At 71.2% G+C, this 13,940-nt stretch carries 12 protein-coding genes; 5 read left to right on the top strand and 7 right to left on the bottom strand.

Annotation, left to right across the window (positions count from 1 at the left end):
* Positions 1–25: 25 nt before the first annotated feature.
* Positions 26–2,161 carry a transglycosylase domain-containing protein gene (locus tag OQ02_RS21550; protein ID WP_081915825.1) on the top strand — a complete coding sequence of 712 codons (2,136 nt, stop codon included), beginning with the start codon at positions 26–28 and terminating at the stop codon, positions 2,159–2,161.
* Here the strand turns inward: OQ02_RS21550 and OQ02_RS21545 are convergent, their stop codons facing one another.
* Both OQ02_RS21545 and OQ02_RS21540 read right to left on the bottom strand, forming a co-directional pair.
* Positions 2,162–3,322 carry an MFS transporter gene (locus OQ02_RS21545; protein WP_033440338.1) on the bottom strand — a complete coding sequence of 387 codons (1,161 nt, stop codon included), beginning with the start codon at positions 3,320–3,322 and terminating at the stop codon, positions 2,162–2,164.
* Complete coding sequence (locus OQ02_RS21540; protein WP_081915824.1) at positions 3,315–4,079, bottom strand: DeoR/GlpR family DNA-binding transcription regulator; 765 nt, start codon at positions 4,077–4,079, stop codon at positions 3,315–3,317. Before OQ02_RS21540 ends, OQ02_RS21545 begins: the two co-directional genes overlap by 8 nt.
* A 102-nt stretch (positions 4,080–4,181) precedes the next feature.
* Here OQ02_RS21540 and OQ02_RS21535 point away from each other — a divergent pair, with 102 nt between their 5' ends.
* Together OQ02_RS21535 and OQ02_RS21530 are read left to right on the top strand one after the other, a co-directional pair.
* Entirely contained in the window at positions 4,182–4,922 is a 741-nt protein-coding gene (locus OQ02_RS21535) for an SIS domain-containing protein (RefSeq protein WP_156077191.1), read from the top strand.
* Positions 4,923–4,977: 55 nt separating this feature from the next.
* Entirely contained in the window at positions 4,978–6,549 is a 1,572-nt protein-coding gene (locus OQ02_RS21530; protein ID WP_033440337.1) for a penicillin-binding transpeptidase domain-containing protein, read from the top strand.
* Between the two features lie 7 nt (positions 6,550–6,556).
* Here OQ02_RS21530 and OQ02_RS21525 read toward each other — a convergent pair whose 3' ends face one another.
* Positions 6,557–8,455: an ABC transporter ATP-binding protein gene (locus OQ02_RS21525; RefSeq protein ID WP_051772616.1), complete on the bottom strand. Its 1,899-nt coding sequence runs from the start codon at positions 8,453–8,455 to the stop codon at positions 6,557–6,559.
* Between the two features lie 101 nt (positions 8,456–8,556).
* Entirely contained in the window at positions 8,557–9,180 is a 624-nt protein-coding gene (locus OQ02_RS21520) for a TetR family transcriptional regulator (protein ID WP_033440336.1), read from the bottom strand.
* A 97-nt stretch (positions 9,181–9,277) separates the two neighbouring features.
* On the opposite strand from OQ02_RS21520, the gene OQ02_RS21515 reads away from it, so the two are divergent.
* The gene (locus tag OQ02_RS21515; protein ID WP_033440335.1) at positions 9,278–9,733 is read left to right on the top strand and encodes a nitroreductase family deazaflavin-dependent oxidoreductase; all 456 of its coding nucleotides are present in this window, start codon (positions 9,278–9,280) and stop codon (positions 9,731–9,733) included.
* Between the two features lie 16 nt (positions 9,734–9,749).
* Here OQ02_RS21515 and OQ02_RS21510 read toward each other — a convergent pair whose 3' ends face one another.
* From OQ02_RS21510 to OQ02_RS21500, 3 genes are all read right to left on the bottom strand, one after another.
* Positions 9,750–10,565: an enoyl-CoA hydratase/isomerase family protein gene (locus OQ02_RS21510; RefSeq protein WP_033440334.1), complete on the bottom strand. Its 816-nt coding sequence runs from the start codon at positions 10,563–10,565 to the stop codon at positions 9,750–9,752.
* A 66-nt stretch (positions 10,566–10,631) separates the two neighbouring features.
* Positions 10,632–10,841: a helix-turn-helix domain-containing protein gene (locus OQ02_RS21505; protein WP_015103570.1), complete on the bottom strand. Its 210-nt coding sequence runs from the start codon at positions 10,839–10,841 to the stop codon at positions 10,632–10,634.
* Between the two features lie 176 nt (positions 10,842–11,017).
* Positions 11,018–12,646 (bottom strand): ABC-F family ATP-binding cassette domain-containing protein, encoded by a 1,629-nt coding sequence (locus tag OQ02_RS21500; RefSeq protein WP_033440333.1) that lies wholly within the window; start codon positions 12,644–12,646, stop codon positions 11,018–11,020.
* 152 nt (positions 12,647–12,798) lie between these two features.
* On the opposite strand from OQ02_RS21500, the gene OQ02_RS21495 reads away from it, so the two are divergent.
* On the top strand, positions 12,799–13,572 hold the full coding sequence (locus OQ02_RS21495; protein WP_033440332.1) for an SDR family oxidoreductase: 774 nt from the start codon (positions 12,799–12,801) through the stop codon (positions 13,570–13,572).
* Positions 13,573–13,940 lie beyond the last annotated feature (368 nt).

The following is a 13,940-nucleotide window of genomic DNA, read 5'->3' as shown; positions in this document are numbered from 1 at the left end:
GGCTGGTCGCCCGAGCGTAACGTCAATGGCCATGCGAACCGCGTGCCTCGCCAAACTCGCCGGCCTCTGCCTGGTGGCCGGGCTGCTGCTCGCCGGAATGGCGATGCCGGTCGTCGGCACGGCCGGCCTGATCTCGAACCGGGTGAGCGATCACGTCGCCGCCACGTCGGTCACCCTGCTCGACACGCCGCCACCGCTGATGACGACCATCACGGACAAGGACGGCGTCCCGTTCGCCTACCTCTACGACCAGTACCGCGTGCTGACGCCGCCGGACCAGCTCGCGCAGGTCATGAAGGACGCGCTGATCTCCGCCGAGGACCGCCGGTTCTACGAGCACAAGGGCGTCGACTGGCTGGCCACCCTCCGGGCCGCGTTCCGCAACCAGTCCGAGGGCGCCGTGACCCAGGGCGCGTCGACGATCACGCAGCAGTACGTCAAGAACCACTTGGTGCACGTGCAGGAACGCGAGAACGTCGCCGGGCAGAAGGAGGCCCAGGAGCAGACGATCGCCCGCAAGCTGCGCGAGGCGCGGATCGCGATGCACGTGGAGAACCAGCTGAGCAAGGACGAGATCCTGTCGCGCTACCTGGACGTGGTGCCGTTCGGCGGCACGATCTTCGGCATCGCCGCCGCGTCGCAGGCCTACTTCCAGACCACGCCGGACAAGCTGACCGTGCCGCAGGCCGCGATGCTCGCCGGTCTGGTCAACAGCCCGACGTTCCTCGACCCGGAGGCCCGGCCGGACAAGGCGATCGAGCGGCGGAACATGGTCATCGACCTCATGGTGGAGAACGCCAAGCTGTCCCCCGAGCAGGCCGAGGTGCACAAGCGCTCGCCGCTCGGGCTGGCCACCCCCGTGCGCCCGCTGGCCACCGGGTGCGTCGGCGCCGGGCCGGACTTCGGGTTCTACTGCTCGTTCGTGGTGAACCACCTGACCCGCAGCGGTTACACGCTGAACGAGCTGAAGATCGGCGGCTACACGATCCAGACCAACCTGGACCGGGCGTTCACGGCGCAGGCGAAGGTGGCGGCCGAGGCGCAGGTGCCGAAGTCGACGCCGGGCATCGCGAACACGGCGGCGGTCGTGAAGCCGGGCAAGGAGCGGCACGAGGTCGTGGCGGTGGTGTCGAACCGGGACTACGGGCTGGACCAGGCGCAGTTCCAGACGCAGTTCGACCTGCCGACGGCGGTGGAGAACAAGTTCGGCGCGGGGTCGGTCTACAAGGTGTTCACGGCGGCGGCGGCGTTGGAGAAGGGGTACGGGATCGAGACGGTCGTCGACTCACCGTTCTCGTACACCTCGAACGTGTTCCGCGGTGGGGCGCCGGGGTGTCCGGGCACCGGTGAGCCGTACACGTACTGGTACTGCCTGCGGAACCACAACACCAGCTACCCGCCCCGGATGACGTTGAAGCAGGCGTTGGCGACCTCGCCGAACACTGCGTTCGTGATCCTGGAGGAGAAGGTCGGGCTGGACTCCGTGGTGGACATGGCGTCCCGGCTGGGCATGCGGGAAACGATGGTGACGAACATCGCCGGCGTGCCGCCGGACAAGAAGGCGAAGCAGAAGGAACTGCGCGTGTCGCAGGCCGAGTTCTTCAAGTCGGCCGGGAACGCGTCGTTCACGCTGAGCCCCGCGCCGACGAGCACGCTGGAACTGGCGAACGTCGCGGCGACGCTGATGTCGGGCGGGGTGTGGTGCCAACCGTCGCCCGTCGGCAAGATCCTGGACCGGCACGGGAAGCCGGTCGAGCTGGCCGAGCCGCCGTGCGAGCAGGCGGTGGAGGAGGCGTTGGCGAACGCCTTGGTCGTCGGGTTGAGCGAGGACGACCAGGGCCAGGGGACGGCCGCGGCGGCGGCGAAGCAGTACGGGTGGACGCGGCCGGCGTTGGGGAAGACCGGGACGACGGAGGAGTACAAGTCGGCGGCGTTCCTGGGTGCGACCGCCGACTACGCCGGTGCCGTGCAGGTGTTCAACGACGGCACCTCGCCGGCGGGCATCTGCGTCAACGCCGGACCGCCGCGGTTGTGCGGGGAGGGCGACATCTACGGCGGCACGCTGCCCGCGCGGACGTGGTTCGACTTCATGTCGAAGGCGCACGCCAACCTGCCGGAGAAGCCCCTGCCACCGGTGGAACCGCGCTACGTCCGACCGTGATCAGCCGGCCGGTCGACCGCCGAGCGACCGGGCGCCCAGGACGACGCCCAGGCACAGGACCGGCAGCACGGCCAGCGCCCAGCTCTGCGAACTCGCGTGCGAGAGCAGCCCGATCAGCGGCGGTCCGAGCAGGAACCCGGCCCAGCCCGCCGTCGCCACGCCCGCGATCGCCTGCGCGGCGTGCGCGTCGGACTGCGCCGCCGCCGCGCTGAACGCCACGGGGACGATGCACGCCAACCCCAACCCGAACGCGCCGAACCCGACCAGGGCGAGCCAGAACTCCCCCACCACGAGCGCCACCGCCAGGCCCACCGCACCGACCGCCGCCAGGCCGCCGACGACCCGGGCCGCGCCGAAGCGCACCACCCACCGGTCGCCCATCACCCGGCCCACGAACATCAGCGCCGCGAACACCGCGTAGCCCCACGCCGCGCGATCCGCCGGCACCCCGACGGTCTCCCGCAGGTACAACGCCGCCCAGTCGCCCACCGCGCCCTCGCACAGCAGCCCGGCGAACATGATCGCGCCCAGCAGCAACACCCTCCGGTCCCGCCACGGCAGCCCGAGCCGGTGCTCGTCCACCGAGTGGTCGTCACCCAGCATCGCCCGGGTCAACGGCCACGCGAGCAGCACCACCAGTCCCGTCACCGCGACCATCTGCGTGGTCAGGTCCAGCCCCGCGGTGATCGCCACTGCGCCCAAGCCGACCCCGACGAACCCGCCGAAGCTCCACCACGCGTGGAAGCTCGACAGGATCGGCCGGCCGTACCCGCGCTCGACCGCGATGCCCTGCGAGTTCATCGCCACGTCCAGCGCGCCCTGGAACCCGCCCCACAGCGCCAACCCCACGAACAAGGCCCACGGTTCCCACGCCAGACCCAGCAGCGGCGACGCCAGGCCGTACCCGACGAACATGCCCAGCACGACCCGTCGGCTACCCCACCGCGCCACCCACCCGCCGACCAGCAGCATCGCGACCACCGAACCGACCGGCGCGCCGAGCAGCGTCAACCCCAGCGTTCCGTCGTTCAGCTCCAGCCGGTCCTTCACGGCCGGGATGTGCGGCGTCCACGCGGCGAACACGGCGGCGTGCACGGCGAACACGATCGCCGTCGCCACCCGCGCCCGACGCGCCGTCGCCCGCACCACGACGTCAGACAAGCCGCACCTCCACGCCGGCCTCCCGCAGCAGCGCCACCTCGTCCTCCGGTGCGTCCGAGTCGGTGACCAGGACGTCGAGGTCCTCCACCGGGCACACCCGCCCGAACGCGGTCCGCCCGAACTTCGAGCTGTCGATCGCGGCCACGACCCGGGCCGACGCCTCGACGGCCGCCTTCTTCACCGCGCCCTCGGCGAGGTCGTGCGCCGAGACACCGTTGCGCGCGCTCAGGCCGCAACTGCCGAGCACCATCGTGTCGAACCGCATCACCTGGAACGCGTGCTCGGTCAGCGGTCCCACGAACGCCAGCTCACCGGGCCGGATGTCCCCGCCCGGCAGCACCAGCCGCACCTGCTCCGCACCTCGCAGCGCATCGGCCGAGTGCAGCGACAACGGCAGCACGGTCAACCGCCGGTCGGTCAGCCGCCGCGCCACCTCCAGCGTGGTGCTGCCGCCGTCGAGGACGACCGTCTCGCCGTCGTCCAGCAGCCCGGCGACCGCCGCGCCGATCCGCCCCTTGGCCTCCAACCGCTGACGGGCCCGTGCCGCGTAGGGCGTCTCCTCCCCCGTCAGCATCCCGACCGCCGCACCGCGCACGCGCCGCAGCAGCCCTTCCCGCTCCAGCACGTCGAGGTCGCGCCGCACGGTCATCTCCGAGGCGCCCACCAGCTCCGCCAGGACGCCGACGGCGACCCGCTCGCCACCCCGCAGGCGTCGGAGGATCTTCTCGTGCCGCCAAGCAACATCCATGGTGTTCATCTGAACATCATGGATGTTCAAACGTCAACACCCTGGCACCTGGTGGGACTATCCGGTAGGACTGGCGTGCAACAGGTTGGTATAGACCACTGGAGGGTTCGCATGACGATCGAGACGGTGACCGACTCCGACTACGGCGACGTCGTGCGCACCCACCTGACCAGGGTGGAGCAGCACAACGCCGCAGCGCTGGACGACGTCGCGGAACTGGTGCTCGCCAGCGTGCGCGCGGACGGCATGGTGCTCACCGCGGGAGCCGGTCACTCGCTGGCCGCCGTCGCCGAGACGTTCTACCGCGCGGGCGGCCTGGCCTGCGTCCGCCCGGTCTACCACCCGGAGCTGCTGCCGATGCACGGCGCGGTCAGCAGCACGTCCGCCGAACGCCGTTCCGGCCTCGCCGCGGAGGTCCTGCGCGAAGCGCACCTGGCGGCGCACGACGTGCTGTTCGTGTTCTCCACCTCGGGCGTGAACCCGTACCCGGTGGAACTGGCGGTGCTCGCGGCCGACGCCGGCTGCCCCGTGGTCGCGGTGACGTCGGTCGCGGCGAGCGCGCTCGCACCGCGCCGCGCGGGCACGACGCTCGCGGAGAACGCCACCGTCGTGCTGGACAACATGGTCCCGCCCGGTGACGCCACCTACCCGGCGGGCAACCCGGTCACCGCCGCCGTGTCCACGCTAGCGACCACGTTCCTGTGGAACCTGCTGATGGTGCGGCTGTTCGACAAGGCCGCCGAGGCGGGCGTGGCCCTGCCGCTCTGGCGCAGCGCGAACGTCGAGGGCGGCGACACCGCCAACGCCGACCTGCTCCGCAAGTACCAGACGAGGGTGCCGCAGCTCGGCTGAGCGTTCACGAATCCTCCACACGTTCGCGTTAGCCTCCGATCAAGGGGGTTCATCCGTGAACAAGAGAACGAAGCGCTGGGTTCTGGCCGCCGGGGGCGTCGCCACAATCGGGATCATCGTCACGGGGGTGATGGTGCTGTGGTCGGGCGGTGAACCGGAGGCCGGGACCAAGCCCACCCGGGTACCACCGGGCACCGTCGCACAGCAGTTCGCCAGCACTCTCATGTCCGACCATTCGGTGCGGGCGGCGGGGTTCACCGACGCGTCGGAGGTGGCCGCTCCCGTCATCACCCGCCTGCGGCAAGGCATGCCGGGCGCGGACATCCACTTCCAGCTCGGCCGCAACCCGCAGGTCCCCGAGGGGACCACGACCACCTCGATCGACGCGAACGTCACGTGGACGCTGCCCGGCGGCGTGCCGCTGAAGTACCCGGTCAAGATCGAGATGGTGCTGGTGGGCGACGACTGGCGGGTCCACTGGTCGCCGACCGTGCTGCACCCGCAGCTCACCGAGGGCCAGAGCCTGGCCTACACCACGACGTCCGGTGACGGCGCCCTGTTCGACCGGAACGGCCAGCCGCTGCCGCCGGACTTCGCGCCCGCGGTGAGCGGGTCGATCGTGCAGGCCGTCGGGTCGCTGGCCGGTTCACCGGGCTGGCAGGTCGCCGTGGTGGACGCGACGGGCGCGCCCGTGACGGTGTTGCAGGAGCAGAAGGCCGTCGTCAAGCAGTCGATGACGCTCACCCTCGACCCGAAGGTCCAGGCCGCCGCCGAGGCCGCGGTCGACGGGCTGGAGCAGGCGGCCATGGTGGTCGCGATCCAGCCGTCGACCGGAGAGATCCTGGCGGTGGCGCAGAACAGGGCCGTCGGCAGGGCACGTCCGACCGCGCTCGTGGACTACTACGAGCCCGGCTCGACGTTCAAGGTCGTCACCGCCACGGCGGCGATGACCGGTGGCCTGGCGACCGTCGACACGCCCGTGGCGTGTCCCGGCAAGGAGACCATCGGCACCCGGACGATCACCAACGAGGACTCGTTCGAGCTGGGCACGGTGTCGTTCCGCCGGGCGTTCGCGGCGTCGTGCAACACGAGCTTCGGCCGGCTGGCGGCGACCCTGCCCACGTCGGCGCTGCCGGAGGCCGCCGGGTACTTCGGGCTGACGTCGGACTTCACGGTCGCGGGCGTCACCACGAACACCGGCCGGATCCCGGAGCCCGCGCCGGGTGCCGCGCAGGTGGAGGCGGCCATCGGCCAGGGCACGATCAGGACGACGCCGTTCGGCATGGCCCTGGTGGCGGCCACGGTCGCGAACGGCCGCACGCCGGTTCCGCAGCTCATCCGGGAGATCGAGACTGAAGGCGTCCAGCCGCCCGCGTTGCCCGGCGGGGTCGCCGGGTCGCTGCGGTCGATGATGAGCGACGTCGTCACCGGCGGCACGGCGCGCGAGTTGGCCGGCTACGGCGGTGTGCGCGGCAAGACGGGAACCGCCCAGTTCGGTGACGGCACCCGCTCGCACGGGTGGTTCATCGGCTACCGCGGTGACCTGGCGTTCTCGGTGCTGGTGGTGGACGGCGGGTCGTCCAAGGCCGCGGTGGCCGCCACCGGCACGTTCCTCGGCGGTCTTTAGACGGTCTCTAGACGGCGGCGGCGGGGGCCTCCAGGGCCTCGCCTGTTCGGGTGGGCGCTTCGTCGAACTGCGTGTGGTACAGATCGGCGTAGCGGCCACCCGCCGCCAGGAGTTCGGGGTGCGTCCCGCGTTCCACCACCTGCCCGGCCTCGACGACCAGGATCTGGTCCGCCGCCCGCACCGTGGACAACCGGTGCGCGATCACCAGCGCGGTCCGGCCGCGCAACGCCTCCGTCAACGCCACCTGCACCGCGGCCTCGGACTCGGAGTCGAGGTGGGCGGTCGCCTCGTCGAGGATCACCACGCGCGGCCGGGCCAGCAGCAGGCGGGCGATGGTCAGCCGCTGCCGTTCGCCGCCGGAGAGCCGGTAACCGCGCTCCCCCACCACCGTTTCGAGGCCGTCGGGCAGCGACCGGACCAGCTCTTCGAGGCGGGCGCGGCGCAGTGCGTCCCACAGCTCGTCCTCGGTGGCCTCCGGTCGCGGGTACGTCAGGTTCGCCCGGATCGAGTCGTGGAACAGGTGGCCGTCCTGCGTCACCACGCCCACCGCGCCGCGCAGCGATTCGGACGACAGCTCGCGGACGTCCACACCGGACAGCCGAACCGCGCCACCCTCCACGTCGTACAGCCGCGGCACGAGCGAGGCGATGGTCGACTTGCCCGCGCCCGACGACCCGACGAGCGCCACGAGCTGACCCGGTTCGGCCCGGAAGCTGATGCCGTGCAACACCTCTTCGCCGCCGCGCGCGTCCAAAGTGGCCACCGACTCCAGCGACGCGAGGGACACCTTGTCCGCCGCCGGGTAGCCGAACCGCACGTCCTCGAACTCCACCGACGCCGGCCCGTCCGGCACGCGGCGCGGCTGCTCGGGCTCGGCGATCATCGGCTTGAGGTCCAGGACCTCGAAGACCCGCTCGAACGACACCAGCGCGGTCATCACGTCGACCCGCGCGTTGGCCAGCGCGGTGAGCGGCGAGTACAGGCGGGTCAGCAGCAGCGCGAGCGACACGACCGTGCCCGCGGCGAGGTGGCCGGTGAGCGCCAGGTAGCCGCCGAGGCCGTAGACGAGGGCCTGGGCGAGCGCCGACACGAGGGTGAGGCCGGTCATGAACCACCGGGTGGCCATCGCCGTGCGGACACCGATGTCGCGGACGCGCGCGGCCCGGTCGGCGAACTCGTCCAGCTCGGCGCCCGGTCGGCCGAACAACTTCACCAACGTCGCGCCCGGCGCGGAGAACCGCTCCGTCATCTGGGTCGTCATGCCGGCGTTCAGCGTCGCGGCCTCGCGCTGGAGGTCCGCCATCCGACTCCCCATCCGCCGCGCGGGCAGGATGAAGACGGGGAGCAGCAGCAGGGCGAGAGCCGTCACCTGCCACGAAAGGGTGAACATCACGGCCAGCGACAGCCCGAGCTGGATCACGTTGGTGACCACGCCGGACAACGTCGAGGTGAACGCTCGCTGTGCGCCGATCACGTCGTTGTTCAGCCTGCTCACCAGCGCACCCGTGCGAGTGCGGGTGAAGAAGGCCACGGGCATGCGCTGCACGTGCTCGTACACCGCGCGGCGCAGGTCGAAGATCAGCCCTTCGCCGATCCGCGACGACTGCCAGCGCTCGACCAGGCCGAGCGCCGCGTCCAGGATCGCGATCCCCGCGATCGCCACCGCGAGCCACACCACCGCGGACACGCCCCGACCGCCGACGATCGCGTCCACCACCCGCCCCGCGAGCACCGGCGTGCTCACGGCGAGCACCGCCGACACGACCGTGAGCAGCAGGAACACCACCAACTTCGGCCGGTGCGGTCGGGCGAACGCCAACACCCGCCGGAACGTGCCGCGCCGCACCCCGCCGGGTGCGTCCGACGCCTGCATCGCGCTGCGCATCAAACCCCAGGAACCGTCCACGACAGACAGCAACGCCGGCGGGGCACGTGGCGTTCCCGTTTCGCGCACGCAGGTGCGCATCGTGACCGCAGCCAGGCCTGGCCGCAGCGTGGGAGGTCGGACTAGCTCCGGGCGGCCGGGTGGTCGAGGCCGGCCGACAGCAGGTCGAACGCCTGCCCGATCAGCTCGGAGTCCGGCCCGTCACGGCCGGCGGCGCGCCACGCGTTGACCGCCGGTCGCACCGAGCACAGCACGACCGCGGCCACCAGGCACGGGCGCGGGTCGGTCGCCGGGTCGACGCCCATCCGGTCGCCGATCAGCCTGGCCGCCTCGTCGAGCCTGGTCGCGCTGCGTTCGACGCACGCCGCCATCAGGGCCGGGCTGGTCGAGACCAGGTCCTGCATGTGCTGGTAGCGGGCCTGGCCCGAGCCGCCCGCCTCGGCCTCGTAGGCCCGCACGACCTCCACCGCCGCCCGTCGCAGCGCGGTCAGCACCGGCACGTCGGCCGGTTGCGCGGAGAATTGCTCGAACATCGCGGTGATCTGCTCGTCGGCGAGCGAGAGCGCGACGTCCTCCTTCGAGGTGAAGTACCGGAAGAAGGTCCGCGACGAGACCTCGACCGCCTCGGCGATCCGGTCGACGGTGGTGGCGTCGAAGCCGTCGGCGCGGAACAACTCGTACGCCGCGTCGATCAACGCCTCACGCGTCCGCTGCTTCTTCCGCTCGCGCAGGCCGGGCTTGTCCACGGCGCGAAGGATAAGGGTTGTCGACAGCGCCCGCCAAGAGTCACCCACTGACTTCTGTCAGTTGACGACAGTTGCCGGCAGGTGTCAGCATGAACGCATGCCGAAGCCACCGGTCTCCACGTCCGCCTACTGGAAGTTCCAGCGCCGGCTGGCGCGCTTCAACGAGCTCGTGTTCCGCAAGACCCGCGGCAAGGTGGGCGGCACGTTCCTGGGCGCGCCCGTGCTCCTGCTCGACCACGTCGGCCGCAGGTCAGGGCAGTCCCGCACCAACCCGCTCATCTACCTCGACGACGCGCCCCGGCTGGTCGTCGTCGCGTCGAAGGGCGGCACGGACACCCACCCGGCGTGGTTCCACAACCTGACGGCGATGGAGACCACCGAGGTGGAACTGCCCGGCGGGGAACGCCGTCGGGTCCGTCCGCGCGTTGCGGAGGGCGATGAGCGGGCGGTGCTGTGGGAACGGTTGGTGGCGGTCTACAAGCCCTACGCGACCTACGCGACCCGCACCGAGCGGCAGATCCCGGTGGTCGTCCTGGAGCCCGCCACCGCGTGAGAAGACCGCCCGCGGGTCAGTTCCGGGGTGCGGCGAGGGCGCTGATCTCGGCGATCCGGCGGAGCTGGGCCTCGCGTTCGACCCGCAGCTGCTCCTGCTCGGTCGCGCCGTCCGCGGCCGACGCCAGCAGCGCCAGCGTCTCGCGCACCGCGCCCGGCAGGGGCCGGAGTAGCTGGGCGACGAGGTCGTCCACCGCCGCGTCCAGCCCGTCCTCGGGCACCACGGCGTTGGCGAGGCCGATCCGCACCGCCTCGTCCGCGTCCACCCACCGCCCGGTCAGGCAGATCTCGGCCGCGCGGGAGTACCCGACCAGCCGCACCAGGGGCAGCGTGCCGCCGAGGTCGGGCACCAGGCCGAGCGACGTCTCGGCCATGCGGAACTTGACGTCGTCGGTGGCCACGCGGAAGTCGCACGCGAGGGCGAGCTGGAAGCCCGCGCCGATGGCGTGCCCGCGCACCGCGGCGATCGTCACCCGATCGGGATCACGCAGCCAGCGGAAGCCCTCCTGGAAGTCCGCGATCCGCGCGGCACCGTCGACAGGGCCCAGGCGCACGATCTCCGCCAGGCCCGGCTCGCCCTCCAGCGGAGGGCCGGTGAACATCTGCCGGTGCAGCCCCGCGGAGAACGCACGACCGGAACCCCGGACGACCACCACGCGGACGTCCGGGCCCAGCTGCTCACCGATCGTCCGCAACGCCACCCAGGTCGACGGCGTCTGTGCGTTGAGCACGTCGGGACGATCGAGCGTGATCGTCGCGCGCGGTCCGTCCACGACGAGCCGCACGCCTCCGCGTTCCAGCAGGCCGGCGTCGATGGTCGTCGGTGCCGACATGCGTGAACCTCCGGGTTTCGTCAGGCGTCGTCTCTCCTCGACACCATGCAGTTACCGGAGGGTAGCTTACTTCTTCTTCGTGCGGGTGGCGCCACCGCGACCGCGCAGCTGCACACCGGACTCGCTGAGCACCCGGTGCACGAAGCCGTAGGAGCGCCCGGTGGACTCGGCCAACGCCCGGATGCTCGCGCCCTTTTCGTACTTCTTCTTCAGGTCAGCGGCCAGCTTGTCCCGCGTGGCGCCGGTGATCCGGGCGCCCTTCTTCAGGTCAGCCACCTTGTCCCGCCTTCCGTAGACAGCAGGTCGGGCCTTGAAAGCCCCTGTCGTCGCAATGATCGAACACGAAGACCAAGAACGCCAGGTGATCAAGCGAAAAGATCGGCGAGCGGTCGTTCGATCACGGAGAGTCGATCAAAGCTCACATTGGGGGCCGAGCAGCGGAAACCCTTGGCTCAGGCCAACTGCACGAGTTCCAGGTACTCCTGGGACCAGTGATCCTCGGTCCCGTCGGGGAGCAGGATCACCCGCTCGGGCTCAAGGGCCTCCACCGCACCAGGGTCGTGCGTGACGAGCACGACGGCCCCCTCGTAGCGGCGCAGCGCGTCGAGCACCTGCTCGCGGCTGGCCGGGTCGAGGTTGTTGGTCGGCTCGTCCAGCAGCAGCACGTTCGCCGCGCTCGACACCAGCCCTGCCAGCGCCAACCGGGTCTTCTCGCCACCCGACAGCGTGCCCGCGGGCTGTTCCAGCTGCTCACCGCTGAACAGGAACGTGCCGAGCAGCGACCGCAGCTGCTGCTCCGGCGTGTCGGGCGCGGCGTGCCGGATGTTCTGCCAGACCGTCGCCTCGTGGTCGAGCGTCTCGTGCTCCTGCGCGAAGTACCCCAGCTTGAGGCCGTGACCTGCGATGACCTCACCGCTGTCGGGGCGCTCCATCGAGCCGATCAGCCGCAGCAACGTCGTCTTGCCGGCACCGTTCAAGCCGAGGATGACCACCCGCGAACCGCGGTCGATGGCCAGGTCGACGCCGGTGAAGACCTCCAACGAGCCGTACGACTTGCTCAGGCCCTCCGCGGTCAACGGCGTCCGGCCGCACGTGGCGGGCTGCGGGAAGCGGATCTTGGCGACCTTGTCCGCCTGGCGGGTGTCCTCCAGGCCGGAGAGCAGCTTCTCGGCGCGGCGGGCCATGTTCTGCGCAGCGACGGCCTTGGTGGCCTTCGCGCGCATCTTGTCCGCCTGCGCCATGAGGGCGCCGGCCTTCTTCTCGGCGTTCGCGCGCTCACGGCGACGGCGCTTCTCGTCGGCGGAACGCGCTTCGAGGTACTTCTTCCAGCCCATGTTGTAGATGTCGACCTCGCCGCGCGTCGCGTCGAGGAACCACACCTTGTTGACGACGTCGTCGAGCAGTTCGACGTCGTGGCTGATCACGACCAGGCCGCCCTCGTGGGACTTGAGGAACCCGCGCAGCCACGCGATCGAGTCCGCGTCGAGGTGGTTCGTCGGCTCGTCGATCAGCAGGATCGTGCTGGACTTCGCACCCACGCCGCCCTCGGACGCGGCGAACAGGATGCGGGCCAGCTCGACGCGGCGGCGCTGACCGCCGGACAGGGTGCGCAGCGGCTGGGCCAGGACGCGGTCGGCGAGGCCCAGGTTCGCGCAGATCCGGGCGGCTTCGCTCTCGGCCGCGTACCCGCCGAGGGCGGCGAACCGCTCTTCGAGGCGGCCGTACTTGCGCACGGCGCTCTGCAGTTCGGCGTCGTCCACCAGCTCCGCCATCGCGGACTGCATCTTCTCCATGTCGCGGAGCAGCTGGTCCAGGCCTCGGGCGGACAGCACGCGGTCCTTGGCGATGACCGAAAGGTCGCCTTCGCGCGGGTCCTGGGGCAGGTAGCCGAGCTCACCGGAACGACGCACGTCGCCCGCGTACGGCTGGCCCTCGCCCGCGAGGACGCGGAGGGAAGTGGTCTTGCCGGCGCCGTTGCGGCCGACGAGGCCGATCCGGTCGCCCGCCTGGACGCGCAGGGTGGCGCCGGACAGCAGGATGCGCGAACCCGCGCGCAACTCGACATCGGTTGCGGTGATCAAGTTTTACTCCGTGGTGTGGTCATGCGAGGTCAACGGCGCGGCTGAGCGCGGGACTACTCGAGCAGGATGACCACGGGATCAGTCTACTGGGTGGACGCCACCGGATTGACGGTGTGTGTCCACCGGCATACCACCGGCATACATTGCCCGCTATGACTTCGGACTTCACGGGCAAGGCGGCCCTGGTCACGGGCGCCAGTCGGGGTATCGGCCACGGCATCGCGGCGGAGCTGCTGTCGCGCGGAGCATCCGTCACGATCACCGCGCGCAAGGCGGAGGCGGTGACGGAGGCAGCGGCCACCTTGGCCTCCACCGCGGGCGTATCACCCGATCGAGTGTTGGCGGTGCCGGGCAACGCGGGCCGCGCCGACGACCGGGCGGAGGCCGTCGAGCGGACCATGGAGCGGTTCGGGCGGCTGGACGTGCTGGTGAACAACGCCGGTATCAACCCCGTGTTCGGGTCGTTGATGGATGCGGACCTGGACGCGGTGCGGAAGATCTTCGACGTGAACGTGGTGGCCGCGCTGGGGTTCGTGCAGCTGGCGTGGAAGGCGTGGATGCAGGAGCACGGTGGGGCGGTGGTGAACATCGCTTCGGTGGGTGGGCTCCGGTCGACCGGCGTGATCGCGGCGTACGGGGCGAGCAAGGCGGCGCTGATCCGGTTGACGGAGGAGTTGGCGTGGCAGCTCGGGCCGAAGGTGCGGGTGAACGCGGTCGCGCCGGCGGTGGTGAAGACGCGTTTCGCGGAGGCGCTGTACACGGGGCGGGAGGAGGAGGCGGCGGCCGGTTATCCGATGAAGCGGCTCGGCACGCCGGAGGACGTCGCCCGGCTGGTGGCGTTCCTGGCTTCCGACGAGGCCGAGTGGATCACCGGCGGGACCGTGCGGGTGGATGGCGGACTCCTGGCCACCGGCACTGTCGGCTGAGCGCTGCAGGTAGCCGGGTGGGAAGACGCTGCGGGTAGCCGCTGTGGAGTAGGCGCTGTCGGGTAGACACGATGGCCGGTAGACACGTGGCCGGTAGGCACGATGGGCTGGCCGGTCGACAGCGGGCGCGACCGGTGGCCTGCGGACAACGGCGGGGCTGCGGCTGACGGGAGTCGCCCCAGGTCGAGCGGACCGCCGGCGCTCGGCACGGCCGGCCCGGAGCCGGACACCCCCGAGCAGAACCGGGCTGGGCGGAGCCCGTCAAGACCGCCCGGTTCGCAAGAGGCGATGGGTGGCTCGCGCCGGTCGACGGGTCGGCGGTGGGCAGGCCGCGCCGGCCGGTGGGTGGGTGCTGTCTCTTATACACA

It is taken from the genome of Saccharothrix sp. NRRL B-16314 (assembly GCF_000716595.1).
Lineage (GTDB): Bacteria > Actinomycetota > Actinomycetes > Mycobacteriales > Pseudonocardiaceae > Actinosynnema.
This window is presented reverse-complemented; position numbering and strand designations above follow the sequence as displayed.